21 protein-coding genes are annotated in these 24,417 nt (G+C 57.5%); 9 read left to right on the top strand and 12 right to left on the bottom strand.

Annotation, left to right across the window (positions count from 1 at the left end; translation table 11 throughout):
• Positions 1–14 precede the first annotated feature (14 nt).
• The 4 genes from slmA to rfbB all read right to left on the bottom strand — a co-directional run bounded on the left by slmA (position 15) and on the right by rfbB (position 3,623).
• Complete coding sequence (gene slmA, locus LHAB_RS02590) at positions 15–638, bottom strand: nucleoid occlusion factor SlmA (protein WP_090043790.1); 624 nt, start codon at positions 636–638, stop codon at positions 15–17.
• Positions 639–674: 36 nt separating this feature from the next.
• Positions 675–1,574 carry an acetylglutamate kinase gene (gene argB, locus LHAB_RS02595; protein ID WP_090043791.1) on the bottom strand — a complete coding sequence of 300 codons (900 nt, stop codon included), beginning with the start codon at positions 1,572–1,574 and terminating at the stop codon, positions 675–677.
• Positions 1,575–1,641: 67 nt separating this feature from the next.
• Positions 1,642–2,532, bottom strand: a complete 891-nt coding sequence (gene rfbD / locus LHAB_RS02600) for a dTDP-4-dehydrorhamnose reductase (RefSeq protein ID WP_090043792.1) — start codon at positions 2,530–2,532, stop codon at positions 1,642–1,644.
• A complete protein-coding gene (rfbB, locus tag LHAB_RS02605; protein WP_090043866.1) occupies positions 2,529–3,623 on the bottom strand; it encodes a dTDP-glucose 4,6-dehydratase in 1,095 nt (364 codons plus the stop codon). Before rfbB ends, rfbD begins: the two co-directional genes overlap by 4 nt.
• A gap of 110 nt (positions 3,624–3,733) precedes the next feature.
• Between rfbB and LHAB_RS02610 the strand changes: the two genes are divergently transcribed.
• The gene (locus tag LHAB_RS02610; RefSeq protein ID WP_090043793.1) at positions 3,734–4,237 is read left to right on the top strand and encodes a phasin family protein; all 504 of its coding nucleotides are present in this window, start codon (positions 3,734–3,736) and stop codon (positions 4,235–4,237) included.
• Positions 4,238–4,259: 22 nt separating this feature from the next.
• Complete coding sequence (locus LHAB_RS02615; protein ID WP_090043794.1) at positions 4,260–4,919, top strand: TetR/AcrR family transcriptional regulator; 660 nt, start codon at positions 4,260–4,262, stop codon at positions 4,917–4,919.
• A 72-nt stretch (positions 4,920–4,991) separates the two neighbouring features.
• Here the strand turns inward: LHAB_RS02615 and LHAB_RS02620 are convergent, their stop codons facing one another.
• Positions 4,992–5,756, bottom strand: a complete 765-nt coding sequence (locus LHAB_RS02620; protein ID WP_090043795.1) for a type III pantothenate kinase — start codon at positions 5,754–5,756, stop codon at positions 4,992–4,994.
• 117 nt (positions 5,757–5,873) lie between these two features.
• Between LHAB_RS02620 and LHAB_RS02625 the strand changes: the two genes are divergently transcribed.
• Positions 5,874–7,304, top strand: a complete 1,431-nt coding sequence (locus LHAB_RS02625; RefSeq protein WP_090043796.1) for an amidase — start codon at positions 5,874–5,876, stop codon at positions 7,302–7,304.
• 67 nt (positions 7,305–7,371) lie between these two features.
• On the opposite strand, the gene LHAB_RS02630 is transcribed toward LHAB_RS02625, so the two are convergent.
• Positions 7,372–8,694, bottom strand: coding sequence for an acetylornithine deacetylase/succinyl-diaminopimelate desuccinylase family protein (locus LHAB_RS02630; RefSeq protein WP_090043797.1), 1,323 nt, complete (start codon positions 8,692–8,694; stop codon positions 7,372–7,374).
• Positions 8,695–8,760: 66 nt separating this feature from the next.
• A complete protein-coding gene (locus LHAB_RS02635) occupies positions 8,761–9,195 on the bottom strand; it encodes a rhodanese-like domain-containing protein (protein ID WP_090043798.1) in 435 nt (144 codons plus the stop codon).
• 195 nt (positions 9,196–9,390) lie between these two features.
• Here LHAB_RS02635 and icmF point away from each other — a divergent pair, with 195 nt between their 5' ends.
• Together icmF and LHAB_RS02645 are read left to right on the top strand one after the other, a co-directional pair.
• Complete coding sequence (gene icmF / locus LHAB_RS02640; protein ID WP_090043799.1) at positions 9,391–12,681, top strand: fused isobutyryl-CoA mutase/GTPase IcmF; 3,291 nt, start codon at positions 9,391–9,393, stop codon at positions 12,679–12,681.
• A 35-nt stretch (positions 12,682–12,716) separates the two neighbouring features.
• Positions 12,717–13,580 (top strand): S1 family peptidase, encoded by an 864-nt coding sequence (locus tag LHAB_RS02645; protein WP_090043800.1) that lies wholly within the window; start codon positions 12,717–12,719, stop codon positions 13,578–13,580.
• Between the two features lie 45 nt (positions 13,581–13,625).
• On the opposite strand, the gene LHAB_RS02650 is transcribed toward LHAB_RS02645, so the two are convergent.
• From LHAB_RS02650 to LHAB_RS02660, 3 genes are read right to left on the bottom strand one after another with little or no spacing between them, the layout of a single operon-like run.
• The gene (locus LHAB_RS02650) at positions 13,626–15,047 is read right to left on the bottom strand and encodes a TolC family protein (protein ID WP_090043801.1); all 1,422 of its coding nucleotides are present in this window, start codon (positions 15,045–15,047) and stop codon (positions 13,626–13,628) included.
• A gap of 3 nt (positions 15,048–15,050) precedes the next feature.
• The gene (locus tag LHAB_RS02655) at positions 15,051–16,391 is read right to left on the bottom strand and encodes an HlyD family type I secretion periplasmic adaptor subunit (RefSeq protein WP_090043802.1); all 1,341 of its coding nucleotides are present in this window, start codon (positions 16,389–16,391) and stop codon (positions 15,051–15,053) included.
• Positions 16,388–18,535, bottom strand: coding sequence for a type I secretion system permease/ATPase (locus LHAB_RS02660; protein ID WP_228763321.1), 2,148 nt, complete (start codon positions 18,533–18,535; stop codon positions 16,388–16,390). The genes LHAB_RS02655 and LHAB_RS02660 overlap by 4 nt, the downstream gene beginning before the upstream one ends.
• A gap of 321 nt (positions 18,536–18,856) precedes the next feature.
• On the opposite strand from LHAB_RS02660, the gene LHAB_RS02665 reads away from it, so the two are divergent.
• From LHAB_RS02665 to LHAB_RS02680, 4 genes are read left to right on the top strand one after another with little or no spacing between them, the layout of a single operon-like run.
• Positions 18,857–20,077: a tetratricopeptide repeat protein gene (locus tag LHAB_RS02665; protein WP_090043804.1), complete on the top strand. Its 1,221-nt coding sequence runs from the start codon at positions 18,857–18,859 to the stop codon at positions 20,075–20,077.
• A 26-nt stretch (positions 20,078–20,103) separates the two neighbouring features.
• Complete coding sequence (locus tag LHAB_RS02670; RefSeq protein ID WP_090043805.1) at positions 20,104–20,907, top strand: hypothetical protein; 804 nt, start codon at positions 20,104–20,106, stop codon at positions 20,905–20,907.
• Positions 20,904–21,644, top strand: coding sequence for a hypothetical protein (locus tag LHAB_RS02675; protein WP_090043806.1), 741 nt, complete (start codon positions 20,904–20,906; stop codon positions 21,642–21,644). Before LHAB_RS02670 ends, LHAB_RS02675 begins: the two co-directional genes overlap by 4 nt.
• A 3-nt stretch (positions 21,645–21,647) precedes the next feature.
• The gene (locus LHAB_RS02680; RefSeq protein WP_090043807.1) at positions 21,648–22,487 is read left to right on the top strand and encodes a glycosyltransferase family 25 protein; all 840 of its coding nucleotides are present in this window, start codon (positions 21,648–21,650) and stop codon (positions 22,485–22,487) included.
• Between the two features lie 187 nt (positions 22,488–22,674).
• Here LHAB_RS02680 and LHAB_RS14595 read toward each other — a convergent pair whose 3' ends face one another.
• Entirely contained in the window at positions 22,675–23,937 is a 1,263-nt protein-coding gene (locus LHAB_RS14595; RefSeq protein ID WP_194943055.1) for a class I SAM-dependent methyltransferase, read from the bottom strand.
• 106 nt (positions 23,938–24,043) lie between these two features.
• The gene (locus tag LHAB_RS02690) at positions 24,044–24,364 is read right to left on the bottom strand and encodes a hypothetical protein (protein WP_194943056.1); all 321 of its coding nucleotides are present in this window, start codon (positions 24,362–24,364) and stop codon (positions 24,044–24,046) included.
• Between the last annotated feature and the right edge of the window lie 53 nt (positions 24,365–24,417).

Genomic DNA, 24,417 nt, shown 5'->3' on the forward strand with positions numbered 1-24,417 from the left:
TGCGCGCTGCCCGCTTAAAGCATCCGCGCCAACGCCGCCTGCAAATGCTCGGATGGCAAACGCTTGAAGCCAGAGCGGGCAAAGCGCTGCAAGCGTCCTTGCATGAAAGCCACCAGCAATGAGGCAGTGACTTGCACATCGGCGGTGGGTGTTGCCGATTCCATGCCCTTGAGCGATTGGCGCAGCTGCGCTTCGATCTTGTCAAACAGCAAGTTGATGCGCTCTTGCAAGCGCTCATGCTCGAGCACCAGCGCATCCCCAATCATCACGCGGCTCATGCCGGGGTTTTTTTCGGCGAACTGAAACAGCAAGGCCACGATGCGGGCCGCTTGTTGGGGGCCGGGGGGTTCGCGGTCGGTGACCTGCCGAATCAAACCGATGACGGACTGGTCAACAAAATCAATCAGCCCTTCGAACATCTGGGCTTTGCTGGCGAAGTGGCGGTACAAAGCCGCCTCGCTCACGCCAATTTTGGCGGCCAGGCTGGCAGTGGTGACACGCTCTGCACCCGGCTGCTCCAGCATGTTGGCCACGGTTTGCAAAATTTGCAAACGCCGTTCACCCGGGCGGGGCCGCTTGCGTGCAGGCGACCCATCACCGTCTGAAAATCGCTCGCTTGCTTGTTCTTGGTCTGACATGTCGCCCCTTATTTAAGCTGGTGACTGCTGCAATGTTCAGCGGCTGCGGATCATGGTGCCAAAGGCTTGCTCGGACAAGACCTCCAGCAGCATGGCGTGGGGCACGCGGCCGTCGATGATGTGCACCGCGTTCACACCGCTCTTGGCGGCGTCCAGCGCCCCTGCAATCTTGGGAATCATGCCGCCGCTGATGGTGCCGTCGGCACACAACTCGTCAATGCGACTGGGGGTCAGTTCGGTGAGCAAGTTGCCTTCTTTGTCGAGCACGCCGCGGATGTTGGTGAGCATGAGCAGTTTTTCGGCTTGCAACACCGTGGCCAGTTTGGCGGCCACCACGTCGGCATTGATGTTGTAGCTTTCGTTGTGGATGCCAAAGCCGATGGGGCTGACCACGGGAATGAACGCATCGTCTTGCAAGCACATCAAGATGGACGGGTCAATGCTCTCGATCTCGCCCACCTGCCCTACGTCGTGTTCTTTGCTCGGGTCCTGGCTGTCGACCAAGCGCAGTTTTTTGGCGCGGATCAGGCCACCGTCGCGCCCGGTCAGGCCTACGGCTTTGCCACCTGCACGGTTGATCATGCCAACGATGTCTTGCTGCACTTCGCCGCCCAGCACCCACTCGACCACTTCCATGGTCTCGGCGTCGGTCACGCGCATGCCCTGAATGAACTCGCCGGTCTTGCCCAAACGCTTCAAGGCCGTTTCGATCTGAGGGCCGCCGCCGTGCACCACCACCGGGTTCATGCCCACCAGCTTGAGCAGCACCACGTCTTCGGCAAACGCCTGCTGCAGCGCGGGGTCGGTCATGGCGTTGCCGCCGTATTTGATGACCAACGTTTTGCCGTGGTATTTGCGGATGTAGGGCATGGCCTGCGCCAGGATCTGGGCCTGGTCATGCGGTGCAACGGTGGGGGCGGCGGTGTTGTCGGTCATGGTGCGAAGCAGGGTTTTCAAAAAGGGGTCAAAAGTTCAAAGGATTGTGCCGCAAGCCCAAGGCGCATCACAGGATCTCGGCGAGCATGCGGTTGACGCCTTGTTGCCAGGGTGGCAGCACCAGGCCAAAGGCTTGTTGGAGCTTGTGGGTGTTCAAGCGCGAGTTCAAGGGGCGCTGGGCGGGCGTTGGAAATGCGGTGGTGGGCACAGGCGCGATCTCGGTCACTTTCAGGCCCAGCTCGGGTTGGAGGAGGCGCGCCTGTGCGATGACGTGGCTGGCGTAGCCGTGCCAACTGGTTTGACCCGAAGCCACCAGGTGGTATGTGCCGCCCAGACCTGGTTTGTGCACAGCGCTGCGGATGGCATGCGCTGTCACATCGGCGATCAGATCGGCACCGGTCGGTGCCCCATGCTGGTCATCGATGACGGTGAGGCGTTCGCGTTCAGCCGCTAGACGCAGCATGGTTTTCGCAAAGTTGCCGCCCCGCGCCGCATACACCCAGCTGGTGCGAAAAATCAGGTGTTGGCAGCCGCTGGCGGCAATGGCTTGCTCGCCTTCGAGTTTGGTCTGGCCGTACACACTCAATGGGCCGGTGGCGTCTCCCTCTTGCCAAGACTGATCGCCCAAGCCATTGAACACGTAGTCGGTCGAGTAATGCACCAACCAGGCGCCCACCTCGGCCGCGGCCTGGGCCAAAGCAGCGGGGGCCGTGGCGTTGAGGATGCGGGCCAACTCCGGCTCCGACTCGGCTTTGTCCACGGCGGTGTGGGCAGCGGCGTTGACGATCACGTCAGGGCGCCAGTCGCGCACCGTTTGCGCCAAGCGCTCAGGCTGGCTCAGGTCGCCACAAAAATCGGTGCTGTGCCGGTCCAGCGCCAATACCTTGCCCAAAGGGGCCAGGCTGCGTTGCAATTCCCAACCGACCTGGCCGTTTTTGCCCAACAGCAAGATCTTCATGTCTGGCGCCCTGTGTAGTTCTTGTTCACCCACTCACGGTAGGCCCCGCTTTGCACGTGCTGCACCCACTCGGGGTTGGCCAGGTACCACTCGACGGTTTTGCGGATGCCGGTCTCAAAGGTTTCGGCGGGCTTCCAGCCCAACTCGGCTTCGAGCTTGCGGGCATCGATGGCGTAGCGGCGGTCGTGGCCCGGCCGGTCGGTGACGTAGGTGATCTGCTGGGCGTAACTGCCACTGGCTTTGGGGCGCATTTCATCGAGCAGTTGGCAGATGGTCTGCACGATCTCGATGTTGGGTTTTTCGTTCCAGCCGCCCACGTTGTAGACCTCGCCCAAGCGGCCGGCTTCGAGCACTCGGCGAATGGCGCTACAGTGGTCCTTGACGTAGAGCCAGTCGCGAATCTGCATGCCGTCGCCGTAAACGGGCAGGGGTTTGCCCGCCAGCGCGTTGACGATCATCAGCGGGATGAGCTTTTCGGGAAAGTGGTACGGGCCGTAGTTGTTGCTGCAGTTGGTGGTGAGCACCGGCAGGCCGTAGGTGTGGTGCCAAGCACGCACCAAATGGTCACTCGCCGCTTTGCTTGCGCTGTAAGGGCTGTTGGGCTCATAACGGTGCGCTTCGGAGAAGGCCGGATCGTCTTTGGCCAAGGAGCCGTACACCTCGTCGGTGGAGACATGCAAAAACCGAAATGGGTTGTGGCTGGGAGCGCGCCCCTGCTCGCGAATGCCTGCATCCGCCAACCCACGCCAATACCCCCGCACCGCCTCCAGCAGCCTGAAGGTCCCAACGATGTTGGTTTCGATGAATTCACCCGGGCCGTGAATCGATCGGTCCACATGGCTTTCAGCGGCGAAGTTGACCACCGCGCGGGGTTGGTGTTCGGCCAGCAAGCGGCTGACCAAGGTACTGTCGCCAATGTCGCCCTGCACCAGCTGGTGGCGTGCATCCCCTTCCAGGCTGGCCAGGGTCTCCGGGTTGCCCGCATAGGTGAGTTTGTCGAGGTTGATGATCGGCTCGTCGCTGGTGGCAAGCCAGTCGAGTACGAAATTGGCGCCGATGAAGCCGGCGCCGCCGGTGACGAGAATGGTCATGAGGATGCGAATCTGGTGGGTGTCGCGGGGCGCGGCACCGCTGTCTCGCGATTTTAGAAGCATTGCGCTGGAACGCAGGTTAAAGTGGCACCTTGTTCAGGAAGTGCACCATGGCCAAATCAAACGACACCACGCGCAACAAAAACAGCACCACCTCGCCACAAGACAGCACCACGCCACCCGCCCAGCACATTTGGCTGGCCGGCTTGGGGGCCATGGCCAAAGCCCAGGAACAAGGCAGCAAAGCCATCGAGGCCTTGGTGAACGACGGCTTGGCCTTCCAGCGCAAAAGCCAAGCCGAAGCCCAGCAACGCCTGCAAGAGGCCACCGAACGCCTGAGCCACATGGCCAGCGACTTTGGCCAACAAGCCTCAGGCCGGGTCGACAAACTGGAGCATTTGTTCGAAGACCGCGTCGCCAAAGCCCTGCACCGCTTGGGCATGCCCACCTTGCTGGACATCCAGATGCTGAATGAGCGGGTCACGCAACTCGAAGCACAACTGTCGGTCTTATCCGGCACTGGCACGAAAAAAACAGCGACGCCATCGGGCAAAACCGTCAAGGCCCAGCGCAAAACAGCCAGCGCCACCCGGCCCGCCAAAAAATCCGCCTGACCGATCCCCGTCAACTTCTGACATGGCCAAAAAAGCCCCCCGCCGAACAGCCGAGCGCATTGCCGAGGTGACGCTGGAGCTGTTCAACCGGTTCGGTGAACCCAATGTGTCGACGACGCTGATTTCGGCCGAACTCAACATCAGCCCCGGCAACCTCTACTACCACTTTGCATCCAAGGACGCCTTGGTCAACCACTTGTTTGACCAATACGAACAGGCCATGCTGGGCTTGCTGGACGCCGCGCCCGATGTGCAGGACATCGAAGACACCTGGTTTTTTCTACACTCGCTGTTTGAACAGGTCTGGAACCACCGGTTTTTGTACCGCGACCTGAACAATCTGCTCTCAGGCAACCGGCACCTGGAAACCCACTTCCATGCGGTGCTGGAGCGCAAAACCCATGCCTTCAGGCTGATGCTGGAGTCCTTGTCCGCTGCCGGCCTGATGCGGATCGGCCCGGACAGCGTGCAAACCCTGTCGGCCAGCATGTCCGTCATGGTGACGTATTGGCTGAGCTATGAATATGTGCGCAACCCCCGGCAAGCCCTGGAGCCCGCCAGCGCCGGCCTGGCCCTGACCCGGGGTGCCCAGCACGTGCTGGCGTTGCTGACCCCGTACATGGCCAGCCAGGACTTGCAAGACCATCTGCAAAGTTTGACGGCGGCGTACAGCGCCAGCTGATGCTTTTTGGAGGCGCACACGTCACCCAGCGCGATGGGGGGCGTGCGGGGTCTGCCGAACCGATCAGGACCTTCAACCAAACCGCTGAGCGGCCAGGGCCAGCAGGCCGTCAAAGATCAGGTTGTCCACCAGCTCGAACTGCAAAGACATGCTGGGGGCCATCTTCCAGCCGGCGCCACCGGTCATGATGCACAGGGGCTCTTGCCCGGTGCGCTCACGCAGGTGCTGCACCATGCGCTCGCAAGCGCCTGCAATCGCGTAGGTGCCGCCGCTGGTCAGGGCATCGCTGGTGTTGGTGGGAAAGGGCGTCACCTCACCCGTGGGCACATGCAAACCGGCCGTACCGGATTCGAGCGCCCGCAGCATGATGCCGTGGCCGGGCAAGATCAAACCGCCCAAAAAACGGCCGCTGGCATCGATGGCCTCCACCGTCACGGCCGTGCCCACCATGACCACCACCAAAGGACGTGAGGGGCCAGCGCCCAGCATGCGGTGACGCGCACCGATCATGGCAACCCAACGGTCAGCACCCAAACGCGAGGGGTGGTCGTAGCCATTGGTCAGCCCCGCCTCTTGGGGACTGGGTACCACCCACTGCGGGACAAAATCCCAAATTTCCATTTGCTCTTGAACCCGGCGCTTGATCGCGTCTCCGGCCACCACACAGCCAAGCATCTGGTCGGGCTTGGTCAGCTGCGCCCAGGCACCCTCTGACAGGCGATCAATGTTTTCGAGGAATTCGGCACCGTGGGCGAGCAGTTGGCCCTGGGGGCTCGGTTGGTCATACAAGGCCCATTTCAGGCGCGTGTTGCCCACATCAATGGCTAAAAATGTCATCCGGTGATGATAATGAGTTTCAGGGGCTGTTTTGCGCTTGGCGATTCGCCGCTTGCGCTCCAAGGCCCGAGAGGGCCGGCACATCATAATCAGAGCCAGCATCCAAAGCGCCCTGATATGTTCACCCCCGAAACATCTGCAACGAGTTTGTCCCGTGCCATCCACCTCAGACAGGTCTCCTGTCAAGAGGTCATGCAGGCCACCCTGGCGCGCATCGAGCGGTTGAACCCTCAGTCCAACGCCATCGTCAGCCTGCAAGATCCCGAAAGTTTGATGACACAAGCGCGCGAGCGCGATGCGCAACTGGCCCGGGGCGAGTCCATGGGCTGGATGCATGGCATGCCCCAAGCCATCAAGGATTTGGCCCATGTCCAGGGCCTGCGCACCACTTTGGGCAGCCCGCTGATGAAAGACTTTGTAGCCAGTGAGGACGGTCTGATGGCCCGACGCATGAAAGCCGCAGGGGCCATCGTCATTGGCAAGACCAACACGCCCGAGTTTGGCTTGGGCTCACACACCTTCAACGAGGTCTTTGGCCCCACCCGCAACGCCTGGAACCCGGCCAAATCGGCCGGAGGCAGCAGTGGCGGCGCAGCCGTGGCGCTGGCCCAGCGCCTGCTGCCCGTGGCCGATGGTTCGGACTTCATGGGCAGCTTGCGCAACCCGGCTGGTTGGAACCATGTGTTTGGCATGCGCCCCTCCCACGGCCGTGTGCCCATGTCACCTGCACAAGATGTGTTCATGGCTCAGCTGGGCACAGAAGGCCCCATGGGCCGCCATGTGCGTGATATGGCCATGCTGCTGTCGGTGCAAGCCGGCGCAAACCCCGGTAACCCACTCAGTCTGAGCGATGACCCAGCACAGTTTGCTGGCGCACTGGACAGCAATCCCCAAGGCCAGCGCATCGGCTGGCTGGGCGACCTGCAAGGCTACTTGCCCATGGAGGGCGGCATTCTCGACATCTGTCAGACGGCCTTGAACAGCTTTGGGGCCATGGGTTGCACGGTCGACGAAGCCCGTTTGGGCATGGCGCCCGAACAGATCTGGCAGGCCTGGCTGGTTTGGCGGCAGGCTTTGATGGGACCACGCATCGCGCCTTTCTTGGTCAACCCGGCCAACCGTGCCCACATCAAGCCCGAAGCGCTGTGGGAGCATGACCACTCCCTGAACCTGACAGGCGCGCAACTGATGGCCGCCAGCGCCAGCCGCACGCGCTTTTACCTGAGCATGTTGGCTTTGTTTGAACAATTCGACGTGCTGGCCATCCCGGTGTCACAGGTCTGGCCCTTTGATGTGGGCCTGCGCTGGCCGTCCAGCGTGGCGGGGCGCCCCATGGACACTTACCACCGCTGGATGGAGGTGGTGATCTACGCCACCTTGGCAGGCTTGCCCTCGATCAGCGTGCCAGCCGGTTTTGGCGCCAACGGCCTGCCCATGGGCCTTGCCCTGATCGGCCAACCCCAAGGGGATTTGGCGCTGCTGAAGCTGGCCCACGCCTACGAGATGGCGAACCAGGACATGCTCAGCCAGCGGCCACCGGGGATTTGAATACAGGGCCCACGCAAGATACCCGCAGGCGTGGGCATGACAGCGCTGATCTCATGCCCCGTTCACCTCAGGCTTGGCCCATCCGGCTCCAGCCTGTGAGGTCCAGCGAAGCGAGCGCCATGATCTTGGCCGAATCCACCAACTCCTGGATGCCCACGTACTCGTCTGGCTGGTGTGCCAAATCCAGAATGCCGGGGCCGTAAGCGATGCAGTCTTGCAGTTTGCCCGTGCGCACAATGTGCTTTTGGTCGTAGGTGCCGGGACTGGCAATGTAGCTCGGTTCACGCCCCAGCACGCGGGCAATGGCGCGGGCTGTGGCGTCGACCACCGGCGCGTCTTTGGGCGTGGCGGTCGGCACAAAACTCATGATGTCGCGGATGCCGTAGTCAAAGCCCGGCCGGGTGCGCTTGAGTTCGTCGAGCATGTCGATGATTTCTTGCTTGACGGCTTCCAGGTTTTCTTCGGCAATGAAGCGCCGGTCGAGCACCGTGCGACAACTGTGCGCCACCACCGGCGCAGGCGTTTGCGCCGTGGGCCAGCCGCGTTCGTCGTTGGCATAGTGCTGCTCGACCTGGCCGCCATGGATGCTGTTGATGTTGAGCGTGCTCACCCTGGCGCCAGGCGGCTCCACCGGCTCGGCCGTTTTTCGGGCTTGCAGGCGTGGCTGCAACTGGGACTCCAGCAAATGGATGAAGGCACTCATGTGGTTGATGGCGCTGTCGCCCAGAAACGGCATAGAGCCATGCGCGATGCGGCCCCGGGTTTCCACCTCGCCCCACCACACGCCCCGGTGGCCCAGGCAGATGCGGTCCACCCCCAAAGGCTCGGGGATGATCACGTGGTGCACCCGGGGCTTGCTGAAGTAGCCACGCTCGGCCAGATAACCCACGCCGGCAAAACCGCCGGACTCTTCATCCACCGTACCGCTGATCTCCAAAGCGCCCGGAATGGGCAAGCCCGACTCGATCAAGGCTTCACAAGCGATGATGCTCGACGCCAGGCCGCCCTTCATGTCACAGGAACCACGGCCATACACCCGGCCGTTGACCACTTGGCCGCCAAAGGGCTCGTAAGTCCAGCCCGAACCGGCCTCGACCACGTCGATGTGGCTGTTGAAATGCACGCACTCGCCCGTCGAGCCACCTTGCCAGCGGGCCACCACATTGGTGCGGGGGTGGCTGTCGCTGTCGCCAGGGGCGCCAATGGCACGCACGTATTCGACCGCAAAGCCTTTTTTAGCCAGGCGTTCGCCGATGAAATGCGCGCAGGCCTCGTAGGCATCGCCTGGCGGGTTGACGGTCGGGATGCGCACCAGCGCTTGCGTGAGGGCAGTCACCTCGTCACGCTTGGCCTCGATGCGCTCCAGGAGCTTGTGAACAGCAGAATTCATGGCTCCAGTCTATAGGTCGCCACCTGTGACGCGAAGTCACACAGGGCACAGGGCAGTCCCCGAGGGTCAGTTTTGCTGCCAAGGCAGGCCGCGAAAGCGCCATCCGCCCTTGTGGCCACGGTGCGCCTGCTCGTCGGGGTCCCCCTCAAAGCCTTCGAGGATGTTGTAGGCCTGCAGGCCCAGTTCTGAGGCACGCTGGGCAGCGGCAATCGATCGCACACCACTGCGGCAGAGCAGCACCAGCTTTTTGCCACCCGCACCCAAGGCCTGGACACCCGCGTCAAAACCGGGGTTCATTGCCATGCCGGGCCACTGTTTCCAAGCCAAGGCATGGGCTCCGGGCACAAAACCCACCCAGGCGCGCTCGGCATCGGTGCGCACATCCACCAGCTCGGCCTCACCCGATTGCACCCAGGCCCAGGCCAGTTGGGGGGACACATCGCCTGCATAACCGGCGGCGGGTTGAACGTCTTGAGCCAAAGGGGTCGAGGGTGCAGTCATGGGGGCATTCTGTCTGTGCAAGGGACTCGGAGCGGGTCCCTGATCGGGGTGGAATCATAGCTTTTTGCAAGCCCAACAAGGTGTCAGTGACAGGACAGGCCGCAGCGGCTAAGATGCGGGTTTTGGTTGACGTTTACGTCAACGTCAAAGCCATCCCCCATCCAACCCTGCGATCCGCCCGCTAACGGAGACCCCATGACCGACCTGTCCGCCGAATTCAAAGCCCTGGCCGAATACCGCCCGACGCACAAAGTGCGATTTGTCACCGCCGCTTCACTGTTTGATGGCCACGATGCGGCCATCAACATCATGCGCCGCATCTTGCAGAGCATGGGCGCCGAAGTGATCCACCTCGGCCACAACCGTTCGGTGGACGAAGTCGTCACCGCCGCCCTGCAAGAGGACGCGCAAGGCATTGCCATCAGCTCTTACCAGGGTGGGCACAACGAGTATTTCAGTTACATGGTGGACCTGCTCAAAGCCCGGGGCGGCGAGCACATCCAGGTCTTTGGCGGCGGCGGCGGTGTGATCGTGCCGGCCGAGATCCGCGCCTTGGCCGACAAAGGCGTGCGCATTTTCAGCCCCGAAGACGGCCAAAAAATGGGCCTGGCCGGGATGATCGGCGAGATGGTCATGCGCTGCGACCAGGACGTGAGCCCCTTGGCCCCCAAGACCGTGGACGCCATTCAGGGCCACGGGGAGATGAACTGGCGGGCCTTGGCTCAACTGATCACCGCCTTGGAAAACGACAAGGCGGACGCCGGCGTGGTCAAGGCGGTGCGGGAACAAGCCGCGCAAAAGAAAGTCCCCGTGCTGGGCATCACGGGCACCGGCGGTGCAGGCAAGTCCTCGCTCACCGATGAACTGATTCGCCGCCTGCGTCTGGACCAGGGCGACGCCCTGCGTGTGGCCGTGATTTCCATCGACCCCTCGCGCCGCAAAAGCGGTGGCGCCTTGTTGGGCGACCGCATCCGCATGAACGCGATCAGCCCCTGGTCGCAAGGCCCGCGCGTGTTCATGCGCTCGCTGGCCACGCGGGACTTTGGCAGTGAAATCTCAGCCGCCCTGCCCGACGTGGTGGCTGCGTGCAAGGTGGCAGGCTTTGATGTGATCGTGGTCGAGACCTCGGGCATTGGCCAGGGCGACGCGGCCATCGTGCCGCATGTGGATGTGCCCATGTACGTGATGACGCCCGAGTTTGGCGCGGCCAGCCAGCTCGAGAAAATCGACATGCTGGACTTTGCCGAGTTTGTGGCCATCAACAAGTTCGACCGCAAAGGGGCCAGTGACGCCCTGCGTGACGTGGCCAAGCAAGTTCAGCGCAACAAAGAAGCTTGGACCATCCCCACCGAGCAGATGCCGGTGTTCGGCACCATGGCCGCGCGCTTCAACGACGATGGCGTGACAGCGCTGTACCAAGCCCTCAAGGCCCGTTTGGCCGAGCTGGGCATGAAAACCACCGAAGGCCGTTTGCCTGTGGTCAGCGTGCGCTACAGCACCCACCAGAACCCCGTGGTGCCTTCAGCACGTACGCGCTATTTGGCTGAAATCAGCGACACCGTGCGCGGCTACAAAAAACGTGCCATTGACCAGTCGCGCCTGGCCCGCGAAATCCAGCAACTGCGCGCCGCCGCCCGCATGCTTGAAGTGGGCAAATCCGGTCGCGCCAAGGCCGCCGAAGCGGCGATGGACCTGGCCGTGGCGCGGGAAGAAACCCAAGACCCCCACGCCCGCAAACTGTTGGCCCAGTGGCCCGACATGCAAAAAGCCTATGCGGGCGACGAGTACGTGGTGAAGATCCGCGACAAGGAAATCCGCACCGCGCTCACCACCAAGTCGCTGTCTGGCACCACCATCCGCAAGGTGGCACTGCCCCAATACGAAGACGACGGCGAAGTGCTCAAGTGGTTGATGCTGGACAACGTGCCCGGCAGCTACCCCTACACCGCAGGCACCTTTGCCTTCAAGCGCGAGGGCGAAGACCCCACCCGCATGTTCGCCGGTGAAGGCGACCCCTTCCGCACCAACCGCCGGTTCAAACTGGTGAGCGAAGGCCTGCCGGCCAAGCGCCTGTCCACCGCATTCGACTCGGTCACGCTGTACGGCAACGATCCCGACCTGCGTCCGGACATCTACGGCAAGATCGGCAACTCCGGTGTGAACGTGGCCACGCTCGACGACATGAAGGTGCTGTACTCGGGCTTTGACCTGTGCAACCCCACCACCAGCGTGTCGATGACGATCAACGGCCCCGCGCCCTCGATCCTGGCCATGTTCATGAACACGGCCATCGACCAGAACCTCGACAAGTTCAAGGCCGACAACGGCCGCGAGCCCACCGAAACCGAAGCCGCCAAGATCCGTGAATGGGTGCTGGCCAATGTGCGCGGCACGGTGCAGGCCGACATCCTGAAAGAAGACCAAGGCCAGAACACCTGCATCTTCTCGACCGAGTTTTCGCTCAAAGTGATGGGCGACATCGCGCAGTATTTTGTGCACCACGACGTGCGCAACTTCTACTCGGTGTCCATCTCGGGTTACCACATCGCCGAAGCCGGCGCCAACCCGATCAGCCAACTGGCCTTCACGCTGAGCAACGGCTTCACCTTTGTGGAAGCGTATCTCGCGCGTGGCATGCACATCGACGACTTCGCGCCCAATCTGAGCTTTTTCTTCAGCAACGGCATGGACCCCGAGTACACCGTCATGGGCCGTGTGGCGCGCCGCATCTGGGCCGTGGCCATGAAAGAAAAATACGGTGCGAATGAGCGCAGCCAAAAACTCAAGTACCACATCCAGACTTCGGGCCGCTCGCTGCACGCGCAAGAGATCCAGTTCAACGACATCCGCACCACGCTGCAAGCCTTGATCGCGATCTACGACAACTGCAACAGCTTGCACACCAACGCGTTTGACGAAGCCATCACCACGCCCACCGCAGACTCGGTGCGCCGCGCCATGGCGATTCAGCTGATCATCAACCGCGAGTGGGGCTTGGCCAAGAACGAGAACCCGAGCCAAGGCGCGTTCATCATCGACGAATTAACCGAATTGCTGGAAGAAGCCGTGCTGGCCGAGTTTGAAAAAATTGCCGAGCGCGGCGGTGTGTTGGGGGCCATGGAAACCGGCTACCAGCGCGGCAAGATCCAAGACGAGTCCATGCACTACGAGATGCTCAAGCACACCGGCGAGCTGCCCATCATCGGCGTCAACACCTTCCGCAACCCCAAGGGTGACGAAGTCATGGAGACGCTGGAACTGGCCCGATCGACCGAGGAAGAAAAGCAGTCGCAGCTCAAGCGCCTGAACGACTTCCACGCCTTGCACGCTGCCGAATCGCCCGCCATGCTCAAACGCCTGCAGCAAACCGTCATCGACAACGGCAATGTGTTCGAGGTGCTGATGGACGCGGTGCGTGTCTGCTCATTGGGGCAGATCACCAATGCCCTGTTTGAGGTGGGCGGTCAGTACCGGCGCAACATGTGATCTTGTGTTCAACGCGCTCTGATCCTGCAAGTGCCATGAACGCATTTGAAAAATCGACCTGCAATACATCGATGCACGCCGCATTGCCCTTTCTTGGCACAGTGTCACGGCGGGCCCATGCGCGGACCCAACGTCTTTTAATGGGTCTGGTCTGGAGTCTGTGCCTTACGGCAACAGCGCAAACAGGCCCACCGTCAGCGCCCATTCACCCAACAGCGCCCAGCATCGACAGCGAGCGCGCGCAAGTGTCATTTGGCACCGGGTTTTCCATTGGCAACGGCTTTGTTTTGACCGCACAACATGTTGTGAAGAATCTGCCTAAAGTTTTGGTGGGCTCGACCCTGACGGGCAAATGGATCAGTTCCGAAGTCATCAAGACTGATGCTGTGCTGGATCTGGCCCTCATCAAGACCACACTCGAACTCCCCGGACTGAGCCTGGCCAAGTCCGGCCAAATTCCAATGGGGCTTGAAATCACAGTGATTGGTTTTCCACAACCAAGAATTCAGGGGCTGACCCCCAAAATAACGCAGGGCATCATCAACGGCTATCCCAATCAGAAACAACAAACTGAGGACAGGGGATACTTTCAGATCAGTGCCGAAATTTCACAAGGCAACTCTGGGGGGCCCTTGCTGGGGCCGGACGGGACCGTCATCGGCATGGTCCAACGCAAACTCAACACTCAGCGTGTCTTGGACCGCACGCAAGAGTGGACGGTCAACGTGGGTTTTGCGTTGAGGTCGTCGCATATTTTGGGATTTCTGGAAGGCACAGCGGCCACCGTGCACATCAAACCACTTGAAATACACAACTTGCTGCGGCCATATCAGATCTATGAAAAAGTGAACCCTGGCATTGTCTCGATCATTGCAAGGCCGGAGCCAGCCAACAAATAAGGGCCCACACACCTCATCCAAGACGCAAACACCCTCTGGGTGCGATCACTCAGCCGCCAATCCCAAAAACTGGTTGAGCAAAGCAGCGGAAGCGAGCAGTTTGTAGGAGGCCAGTGCTTTATCAACCTCTGCATCGATCAAGTCTCTGCCTGAAAAATACAGCGTCTCTTGTGCGGTCAACAAATCCAGTAGCGTTCCGCGTCTATACGCATACTGCTCACGAATCATGCGCAGCGAATCCGCAGCAAGGCTGGCGGCCAGGCGACGAGATATCAGCAAGGGCTCTGCAGATTGAGTCTCCAGGATCAGTTGCTCAATTTGCCGCTTGTACTCCAACTCTGCCGCTTGCAACTCCTCTTGTGACTGCATCAGTTTCTGAACTGCCTGATCAATCCGCGCAGAGTCAGCACCGCCGGTATACAAAGCCTGCTTGGCAACCAAGGATATGGCCCTGTCCGTGCCAGGTGTGCCAGGAGCAACCCAATCGCGTCGGGTTGAACTCATCTCCAGGTTGATACTTGCAAATGACTTGGCGCGTGCATTTTTGGCATCGGCTTGGGCCACAGCCAGTGAAGCCTGAGCGAGTCTCACCTTCCAACCCAACTGGCCTGCCAAGCCCAAGTCCGACATCAAATCACCCGCCGCATTGATGTCAAACACCGGACTGTCAAAACGGACAGCCGCAATGTCGTTGCCAAAATACTCGCGGTAAGCTGCCTGCACAGAACCCAGATTTTTCCGGTAGGTGGTCACATTGGCGCTGGCCTCGGCCAATCTGGATTGCGCCCTCACCACATCGCTGAGTGTGCCCCCACCAATATCCTGCCTTTGCTGAACCAAATTGAGGATGGATCTGCGCGCGTCCTCATTTTTTTTGGCCAGTTCAAATTGCCTGAGCGTCCTCACCAGTTCGTGATAAGCCTGCACCGCCTTGAAAGCCACATCGGACTCGGATGAAAATTGCCGGTACAGGCTTTGTTGGTCTTTGGCATTGGCGGCATCGATCTGGCTGTTGGTGGCGCCAAAATCGTAAACCAGCTGCCGAACGGTCACATTGAAGCTGGCGTTGTTGTAGGCCCGTGCCGGAGTCCCAGTTATGGTGCTGGGGTCATTGTTGACCTTGCCATTGCTCAGTTGGGTGGAAACCTGTGGATACCATCCAGCCCGCGACTCCCTGACCGCAAACTGGTTGGCCCTGCGTGCTGAGCGAACTGCTTTGACATCAGGGTGCTGGAGTGCCGCATCCACAATCGTTCCACGAAAAACTTCCAGCTGCGCCTCACCCCAAGTGCGCCGAGCCTCTGACATGTAAGGCTGCATAAAAGCAATTTGAGACTCGCCCAAGCTCATGACCAAAGAGTTCACCTCTTGCGGCAATTGAACGAGCGGCGGCTGACTCTGAGCGCAAACACCGATGGCGTACAGAGAAATAGCACCAGCCATCCAGGCTGAAGTCATTGATTTCATGGTTCAGCGCTCCCTGAACGCATTTTCCTTGACCGCCACCAAAGGCTTTGACAAGTACTCCCAAATCGTTCTGTGGCCCGTGATGATGTCCACCTGTGCCTGCATGCCAGGCATCACCTCAAATTTGTTGCCCCGCACTTCCATGCTCGAAGAAGTCTCGATCCTGGCCACATAAAAACTTTCACCTTTTTCATTCGAGACGGAATCGGGCGCAATATGGACCACCTTGCCCACCAGCGAACCAAAAATCGAATAATCGTACGCCGTGAGCTTCACGTTCGCCAATTGCCCCACTTTGACAAAACCAATGTCGCTGGGCAACACATTGGCCTCCAGCACCAGTTGCTCATCCACAGGCACCACCTCAACAATCGGCTCACCGGGCTTGACCACACCGCCGACGGTGTTGACCATGACCCGGTTGACAATGCCCGAGACGGGTGAGCGCATTTCGGTTCGGCCTTTCTTGTCCTGCAAGCTGGGCAACACTTCTTTCAGCGAACGGTACTCGGCCAAGGTTTTGTTGGACTCAGCACGCGCATCCGACCGAAACTGCCGCACCGCGCTGTCTTTTCTTGCCAACGTCTCGCTCACGGCAGACTGCAAGCGCTTGATGGCCGATCGCGCCGTTTCTTCACGCCCTTCGGCATCGGCCAGCGTTCTCTCCAGGCGGACCAACTCCAGTTTGGGCTCCAGTCCCCTGGCGACCAGTCTGGACAATATGTCCCTTTCTTCGCGCCCCAGCTCCAGCATCTTGCTGGCCGTGACCAAGGCAATGCGGTTTTCTTGAAGCTCCTGGGTCTTTTGGTCAATTTGCGCCTGCAACATTTCCAACTGCGACTTCAATTGACCAGCGCGGGTTTCGAAAGCATTGCGCTCCAGATCCACAAACTCCTTGCCGGACTTCAACAACTGCGCGTCAAAAACGGGCAGATTACCCTCGCTTTCTGCGTTCAGTCGTGCAAGTCGCGCGGCCAAGGCATTGGCTTGCTGCAAGCGCGATTGGAGGTCCGAGTCAAACTGCGTTTCACTCAAAGACACCAGCAAAGTTCCCTCGGACACCCTTTGGCCAGCCTTGACATGGATGGCCGACACAATGCCCCCCTCCAAGTTCTGAATCAACTGAATTTTGCCGGAGGTGATCACCCTTCCCTGACTGCGGGCCACCGTCTCTACGCTGGCAAAATAAGCCCAAACCATCAACCCCAAGGTGATAGAAGCAATCACATACAGCAAATATGTCGACGCCTTCTTCACCTCGCCCAATTGACCGGCCTCGGCCACACTCAGCTGCTTTTGACCTGCATTGCCCCGCAAAGTAGCCAGCTTGTCTAACCAGCTCATGGTGTAGCCCCCTTTGCCGCCGCAGGGCCCAGCACCAAAGATTTGGGGCCATCGGCCACCACCTTGCCTTGGTCCACCACAATCACCCTGTCCACCAAATCGAGCAACGAAGACTTGTGCGTGATCACCACCAAAGTCGAAGCGGTCAAATGGCTCTTGAGCCGATCGATCAGCGCTTTTTCTGCATTCATGTCCATCGAACTGGTCGGCTCATCCATGATCAAAATAGGCGGCTTGCCCACCAACGCACGGGCAATGCTCACCGCTTGACGCTGCCCGCCCGATAAACCCTCGCCGCGCTCGGCCAACTTCAGGTTATAGCCATCGGGGTGAGGGGCAATGAAATCGTGCACTCCGGCAATTTGAGACGCCCACAACACATCCTCATTGCTCGGACGCAAACCTCCCAAGGCAATGTTGCTGCCCACCGTGCCCGAGATCAGCCACACATCCTGCAAAACAGTCCCGATGTTTCGGCGCAAATCCGCCTTGTCAAACTGCCTCAGGTCACAACCATCCACCAACACAGCCCCCTCGGTCGGCACCCGCAGGCCCTGCATCAATTTGGACACCGTGGTCTTGCCCGACCCCACACGCCCCAAAATCGCCACTTTTTCACCCGCTTTGATGGTGAAAGAAACCTTGTCCAAGCCCCCCGACTGCTGGCCGGGGTATTGAAAACTCACGTTTCGAAACTCGATGTCGCCCGCAATCTTCTCGCGTGGAATGAACGTGGTTTGAGGCGGGTGCTCGCGCGGCGACTCCATCAACTCTTTGAGCGCCTTGTAGCTCGAAAACGACTGGTTGATCCGGGTCACCAACTGCGCCAACTGCGACAGCGGCGCAATCGCCTTACCCGCCAGCATCGAACACGCCACAATCGCCCCGGTCCCGATGCTGCCATCATGAGCCAACACAACGCCATACGACACGATGGCAATGGTGGCGGCTTGCGAGCTAATAGTCGCCACGTTGCCGGCAAACTGCGACAGCATGCGTGTTCTCAGGCCAATCTGCGCTTGGTGCGCAATCGCCTTTTGCCAACGGTGGCGCATCTGTGCACCGGCACCAATGGCCTTCACAGTCTCCAAACCGTTCAAGGTCTCCACCAAGACACCATGTTTGTTTTGATCATCCTCAAAACTCGTCTGCACCAAACGCTTGAGCGCAGGCTGCACCACCAAACTGGCACCAATCATCACAGGGATGATGATCACCAACACCCAAAACAAAGGCCCGCCCACCATCGCAATCACCACCAAAAACAATATGGCGAACGGGATGTCGATCAAGGTGGTCAGGGTAGCCGATGTCAAAAAATCCCGAATCGACTCATACTCTTTGAGCACGCTGGCCATGGCACCCACCGACCCCTTGCGTGCAGCCAAATCGATGTCCAACACCTGCTCAAACAAACTGTCGGCAATGACCGCGTCGGCTCTGGCACCCGCCACATCCAAAAAGTAGCCCCGCACAGTCCGGATCACAAAATCACTGAACAACACAAAACACACCCCCACCACCAAAGCGGTCAGCGTGTCCATCGCGTTGTTGGGCATCACCCGGTCATAGACGATCATCGAAAAAATCGAGGCTGACAGGGCAAACACGTTCGTCAAAAGCGCCGCCAAAGCCACCTGCCAGTACATCGACCGCGCCGCCAACAAAGGCCCAAAAAACCAATGCCCCATGCGCCCTTTTGGCAAATGCGCCTGATCTTTTGGGGGCCTGAGAGGCGGTTGCACAGACATGCACAAGCCGGCACTCGCCGACATCAGCGCTGCCAAATCACAACGCTCCAAAGCGCCACTGCGAGCGGGCCACATCACCATGGGCTCATCCCACTCGTGCGAAGGCAACAAAGCCGCACACCCCCCCGAATGGAGCTTCACCAACACCGGCTGGACCGCTTGCGTCAGCAAATCCAAGGTGCAAGGCGCCCACTGCACCGACAAGCCCAAGCTCTGCAAGGTGTCGCCCACCAGGTCCCAAGTCCACCCCGCGTCCGGGTCGGAAACCCTGGCCCGCAAGGCCGCCTCGGACATCGGCTTGTCCAAGTGCGCCAACACCGCCAGCAGACAGGGCAAAAAGTAGTCCGGCGCGTCTTCCACCGCGGACGGAACCTCAGCGGTCTGCTGCATCATCTTGGAAAGAATGGAATCTGGAGAGTTCAAATCAGCACCCTTGCCAACTTTCATGATTTTATAGAAATTTCAGGTTGAAACCTCATAATTCGGCCATTACCTAGGTAATTTCCGAATTTAACCACAAAATCAACTAAGCGTCAATTTTATCTTTGTAAATTGGTGCAGCATCAATGTACTTCGATGGAGCGCCTGCAGCCACCCTGCCCATTTACAACCTGTGCCCAGGGATGCAGTGAAGAAGCAAACAGCGATTCGCATCGACTAACAACATTGTCAAATGCAGTGCTGGACTATAATTAAGTAACAAATTTAACAATTATGAGCACGTCAGCCTCACCAACGGGATGGAACACATCAGCTCACACGCTCTGGGGTCAAGGCAGCCAAAAAGCCGCCGTGGAAACGGTGCTTGCAGACATCAACAGGCACGGGCCGCAAAAACCGCCAGCGCTAGTTAAGCAGCTTTCGTATTACGCTTTTTTGATGGGCAACCCGGCTGCTGCAGCAGCTTTTCTTGAAGTTACATGTCCCTTCTACCCGGACGACACCGAGTTATTGCTTAATTTAGCGGTATGCCTCTCCCGCTCTGGCAAGCCAGCGCAAGCCATACCCCACCTGGAACGCCTTCGCACGATGGAATCAGGTTCTGTCGTGGTTTGGGACAGCATGACATCTTGCCTACATGCTTTAGGGCGCGACGATGAGGCCATTCAGGCTGGGACGCAAGCTCTTGTGCTGAAAGACCAGCAACCGCGCCCTCAAGCGCCGCAATGGCAGGCGCCCACCAACTTGGTAACCGTGCTTGAACAGGCCGATAAAAGGCGCCGGTTGGTTGCCTTTAGCCTCTGGGGTACCAACCCCCGTTATCTGCTGGGCGCCCTCGACAACGCTCTGGCTATGCCCCTGGTCTACCCCGGTTGGCAGGCGGTGTTCTTCGTTGATGAAAGCGTACCGCCAGATCTGCGGCACGCACTTGAGGAACTCGGGGCAGAAATTAGGCTGCAGCCTAATGGACAAAGTCAGCGCCAAAAGCTGGCATGGCGCTTCATGGTTGCCAATGACAGCGATGCAGGGCGGTTTTTGGTGCGAGACGTTGACTCGGTTGTCAACGAACGGGAAAGCGCTGCAGTCCAGGACTGGATCGAATCCGGGGCACTGTTTCACGTTATGCGGGACTGGTGGACACACACTGACCTGGTGCTTGCAGGCATGTGGGGCGGCGTGGCAGGGACACTTCCACAAATCTCGTCTCTTCTGGAAAACTATAAGCCCCCTCATCTTGAGACGCCTAATGTGGACCAGTGGTTCTTACGAGACATCCTTTGGCCCTGCCTGCGCCAAAGCGCAAAGGTACACGACCGTCTGTTTTCGCCGCCCGGGGCTCAGCCCTGGCCGCTACCCTCTCCCCCCGGTAATCTTCATGTGGGACAAGATGTCCATGCGGTGGGCCGCAACGCGCAGGCACAGCGACTAGCCCACTGGATCGCTCGACTACCTAGCCTTCAGGGGCAGACATCATCAAATACTGTGGCCACTTAGCCGCTCCTAGTTTTTACAGGTAAACAATGACAAAGCACCTTCCAAGCCAAACCATATCTGGGCAGTTGGCCATCAGATCAAAGAAGGCTGTTGCGGCCAAAGTGGATATCGCCACTCCCTCGTATGGCTCCCAATACTCTGGGGCTTATGTAACGTCCCTTTATAAGCTCCTCACCCATCAAGGTCTGCACAAGGTCAAATTTGCCTTTTCGTACATTGACTATGCGGACATCGTGGTAGCGCGTAACTATCTGATCTCTAATTTTTATTTCAACAAGCCCGACTGCACCCACATCCTCTTTTGGGACGACGACATGGGCTTCGAACCAGCCCTGATCGAAGCCATGCTGGCTGTTGACAAGGATTTGGTCGGCGCGCTTTACCCCAAGCGTGCAATCGACTTGAGCCGCCTACACGCCCAGCCCGATATAGCCTTCGCCAATGCCTACGCCCGATCATGTGAATTCATCGGGAACCTCCCCAAAGTGGGCGTCAAAGTGAGCGGGCTGCCCTTCGTGCAGGTAGAGCAATGTGGCACTGGCGTTATGCTGATTTCCCGGAGTTGTATCGACACGATGGTGAGCAAATGTCCTGAAATCGTGGATCAAAAGCGTTTTAAAAAGTTTGGCTTCGCCAACCGAATGAACTCTTTCATCACGCCTTTCAACAAGATAGAACTGGAGGACCGCGAACTCTCAGAAGACTTCTCCTTCTGTCACCGCTGGGTCAAGCAATGCAACGGCCAAATATTTGCCAGCGTAGACCACCCCATCGAGCATGTGGGCCAGGTGACCATCAAGACCCGATACACCGACAGAGACAGCGCATGAAGATTCTGATCGCCTCGCCCAGCTACGATGGTTTAGTACGTGTCGAATACATGAAATCGATCATGGCGATAACCAATTACTTTGAGAACGCCAATATCAAGTGGGAATTGTTGACCGAGTCATCGACGCTGCTGCATGTGATGCGCAGCGTGATGGCCAGCAAAGCCATGATGGATGAGGGCTACACACACCTGCTCTTCGTGGACACCGACATGGGGTTCCCCGTATCTGCAGTTCAGAAAATGATTGAAGCCGACAAAGACGTTATCGGCTGTGCATATCCCTATCGCAGCATACCCCTTCACGAGGAAATCCCGTCCGGGCCCAAGACATTCCGAGCGGCCATCTCCGAAGTAGTGCCCTATGCTGTTCGCCTGCGACCTGGCCAGAAAAAACTAGAGGTCAATAATGGCATTTGCGAGGTCGGCAGTCTCGGGACCGGTCTTCTTCTGATCAGCGTCGCAGCGCTGAATAAAATGGTTACGTCCGGTGCCACCAAGCCCTACGGATGCCACTTCCCATACAACCAGTGGCACAAGCACGGTACATACCATGGCTTCTTTGAGCACCTTATCGTTGACGGGCAGTACATCGGCGAAGACTACTCCTTTTGCAAGCGATGGGTCGAAGAGTGCAACGGGACAATTTATGCAGTGATCGACCAAGAAATTTTCCACGTCGGCCAACTGCCTGTCATTGGCAGGTACATAGACCGCATCAAGGCGGGTAAGGTGTAAAAGGTGAAAGCGGTTTACATCAACCTGGCTTCAGCCATTGAACGAAGGGAAGCGATCGAAAAGTCTTTTGATGATACCGGCAAGTCGGGTTGGACTTTGCTTAGACAACCTGCAGTTAGAGTCTCCGACACCAACTACAAAGGACCGCGCCTTCGCCATACCGGCGCTGGCCGTACGCTATCCCCCGCCGAAGAGGGTTGCTACCTGAGCCATAGAGCCGTGATCGATCTCTATGCCGGCCGCGACGTCCCCTTACTGGTTCTTGAAGACGACGCACTGCTCACCTCTCACTCTTTCGAGATTATTGATGGTTTCCTGAACTCTAAAGAAGCAGACTCTTGGGATCTCATTTTTACCGATGTGATCGTCCCAAACGCCGACGGCATGGTGACGTTGTTCAAGCTCAAAAAGTCTTTAGCTGAAAGATCTCTTAGGGTGATCGACTTAGCGACCCTCCCGTTTGCAGGAGCCACCGCCTATGTAGTGAATCCAGGGATCGCCAGCAAATTGGTGGAATGGCTGAGAGAACCTGTCTTGGAGTCGATGCCCTATGACATGGCGATTCGAAAGCTCATTTATGAACGACGTCTGAGAGCCTGTGTACTCTTCCCCTTCCCGACGTCCGTGAACGCCTATGCAAACCAGTCTCAAATTCAAGATGTGAACGTCTCTACGGCGGACCTCCTCTGGAATACATTTCGACAGATGGTCTGGGTTGGCGCTGATCCAAACTCTTTTCAGAAGACACTACAAACTATCGAAGAGATGTATGTTAATGAAGATGCAAGAGCACTGGGCATCATCCTTTCTGCGCTAGCTTCCGGATCCTACGTGCCAAAGTAGCATAAAAGTATTTCCTTGAGTTGGCCCCCTGAAACACAGTCTCGTCGGCATTTCTTAAACTAAAAAACAGGGATACGGCCGTGAATATGACTAAATTTTCAAAAAATAACCATTAAATTAACTTAAATGACACCCCAAAAAATTATATTATTTTAAAATATTCACACTCTCTCCCACTCAAGTAAATTTACACTGGAGCAATACATTTAACATTTAGACTCGTCCCCACTCCTTTGAGTCGATGAAGTGACCAGTCGAAATAATTGACAGGCAGAAAATCCTTAGCATCGTATCGTTCGATTTGAACAAATCCAGATTTAGTCAGCAACTGCGAGATTGATTGCATATTATGACCAGAGAAATGAACATTCTCCGCATATTCTTGACCCCCGTAAAGAGCAGGATGTATATCTTGAAAAGAAACAATCTTGTCTACGTACAAATTTACTAACCTATCAAAATCAGGCATAGCGAGACGTAGAGTACCACCAGGTATCAATATCCGTTTGATTTCGCACAAGCAACTTCCAATCTGTTTGTGCGAAAGGTGTTCAGGGCCGTGACAAAAATAAATTTCAGAAGCTGACGCAGTAGAAAAAATACTCAGATCCTCAACCGACGCAATTATATCTGGAGAAACCTCAGCGCGGATGTCCACGCCGATGAAACCGGGTAGTCGCTTATCGCCACAGCATAAATGAAGTTTCAATGGGGAAGAAGGTAGGACCTGCTTGTCCAGCGCTTCTGAAAAATCTCTACGAGCAATCGACGTTTCATAACGAGGATTTGAAACCTCTACATCCTCTATCCTGCATGGGGGAAGGAATAAATAAGCTCCATTATACCTCTCATTGAAACTAGTTCTTGGATTATCATCATTGTGAAGGATGACACAATCCATGCAAGGGTTATAAACATAATATCCATGTGCATAAAGAGCCATAGCAAACAAATGTTCGCATCCCGCAATACCGAGTTGATAATCACATGCTGCAAGAAATTGCTGACTAGGCTGATGATTAAAAAATAGCCAAAAATCTTGAGAAACCTTCGGATTGGGATGAAGCTTTCCATCAATTTCGTGCCGGGAAATTGCGGCGACCGTTGATTTGGATGATACTTTATACAAGAGGGCATCCAGAGTATCATCAAGGAAAATATCTGTATTGGAGACCGCCACGTGAGAAAATAAATGCCTATCCTTACCGAAGGCGATTTTTAGTATATCCTTATAGGTAGAGCGCTTATCTGTGCGGATAATATTTATTTTTGAATGCTGATTATTTATCTCAACACCCTCAACAATGATCGTAATCCTACCAATAAAATCATGCTGCAAATTATGTTTTATACACTCACACATTCTCTTAAAAAGATCAGGATTCCGAGCTTTATATAGCTGAACAACTAGGTGCAAACTAGGCCGGTTCTGTAATTCAGATGAGTGCATGACAAGTTTAGAGATTTGATGGAGCAAAGGTTGTTATAAAGACTCAAAGCCGACTAGTTTTTTTAGAAACTAGACGGGAGGAAGCCAAATGCACTGCCAAATTAATTTACCATAAACCAAACCGCAACAGAAATTTTGGACTATTTTTTAATTTTAAAGCCCGTTCAGCCCTTGCCTTGGGAGCCAAAGTTGAGTTAGATGTCTTGAGCGATTTGACCGCCTTAAGCTTAGCCTTATCACCCAGTTTCTTGGCCAGCATCAGCACCATCTCAGGTTTAAGTTGCAAATGCAGCCGAACCCCTTGAACCTGCACCAGCAAACGGACTTGCTCGGCACCACTTTGCAGCTCCATCTGCTCTAGCACCCCAGGGCACAGAAACATCAAATGTGGCAACGGTTGTGTCAGCCATCGCAGCAGAATGCGCAATCACCTCCGGCAACACCCCGAAGCACCTGGCACATCAACTCCAAAGGCAGTGA

The organism is Limnohabitans sp. 2KL-27 (assembly GCF_001269345.1).
GTDB lineage: Bacteria > Pseudomonadota > Gammaproteobacteria > Burkholderiales > Burkholderiaceae_C > Limnohabitans_A.

Bases quoted from the DNA above. Each gene is read 5' to 3' on its own strand.
- slmA (WP_090043790.1), bottom strand. From the start codon at position 638: ATGTCAGACCAAGAACAAGCAAGCGAGCGATTTTCAGACGGTGATGGG.
- argB (WP_090043791.1), bottom strand. From the start codon at position 1,574: ATGACCGACAACACCGCCGCCCCCACCGTTGCACCGCATGACCAGGCC.
- rfbD (WP_090043792.1), bottom strand. From the start codon at position 2,532: ATGAAGATCTTGCTGTTGGGCAAAAACGGCCAGGTCGGTTGGGAATTG.
- rfbB (WP_090043866.1), bottom strand. From the start codon at position 3,623: ATGACCATTCTCGTCACCGGCGGCGCCGGCTTCATCGGCGCCAATTTC.
- LHAB_RS02610 (WP_090043793.1), top strand. From the start codon at position 3,734: ATGGCCAAATCAAACGACACCACGCGCAACAAAAACAGCACCACCTCG.
- LHAB_RS02615 (WP_090043794.1), top strand. From the start codon at position 4,260: ATGGCCAAAAAAGCCCCCCGCCGAACAGCCGAGCGCATTGCCGAGGTG.
- LHAB_RS02620 (WP_090043795.1), bottom strand. From the start codon at position 5,756: ATGACATTTTTAGCCATTGATGTGGGCAACACGCGCCTGAAATGGGCC.
- LHAB_RS02625 (WP_090043796.1), top strand. From the start codon at position 5,874: ATGTTCACCCCCGAAACATCTGCAACGAGTTTGTCCCGTGCCATCCAC.
- LHAB_RS02630 (WP_090043797.1), bottom strand. From the start codon at position 8,694: ATGAATTCTGCTGTTCACAAGCTCCTGGAGCGCATCGAGGCCAAGCGT.
- LHAB_RS02635 (WP_090043798.1), bottom strand. From the start codon at position 9,195: ATGACTGCACCCTCGACCCCTTTGGCTCAAGACGTTCAACCCGCCGCC.
- icmF (WP_090043799.1), top strand. From the start codon at position 9,391: ATGACCGACCTGTCCGCCGAATTCAAAGCCCTGGCCGAATACCGCCCG.
- LHAB_RS02645 (WP_090043800.1), top strand. From the start codon at position 12,717: ATGAACGCATTTGAAAAATCGACCTGCAATACATCGATGCACGCCGCA.
- LHAB_RS02650 (WP_090043801.1), bottom strand. From the start codon at position 15,047: ATGAAATCAATGACTTCAGCCTGGATGGCTGGTGCTATTTCTCTGTAC.
- LHAB_RS02655 (WP_090043802.1), bottom strand. From the start codon at position 16,391: ATGAGCTGGTTAGACAAGCTGGCTACTTTGCGGGGCAATGCAGGTCAA.
- LHAB_RS02660 (WP_228763321.1), bottom strand. From the start codon at position 18,535: ATGATGCAGCAGACCGCTGAGGTTCCGTCCGCGGTGGAAGACGCGCCG.
- LHAB_RS02665 (WP_090043804.1), top strand. From the start codon at position 18,857: ATGAGCACGTCAGCCTCACCAACGGGATGGAACACATCAGCTCACACG.
- LHAB_RS02670 (WP_090043805.1), top strand. From the start codon at position 20,104: ATGACAAAGCACCTTCCAAGCCAAACCATATCTGGGCAGTTGGCCATC.
- LHAB_RS02675 (WP_090043806.1), top strand. From the start codon at position 20,904: ATGAAGATTCTGATCGCCTCGCCCAGCTACGATGGTTTAGTACGTGTC.
- LHAB_RS14595 (WP_194943055.1), bottom strand. From the start codon at position 23,937: ATGCACTCATCTGAATTACAGAACCGGCCTAGTTTGCACCTAGTTGTT.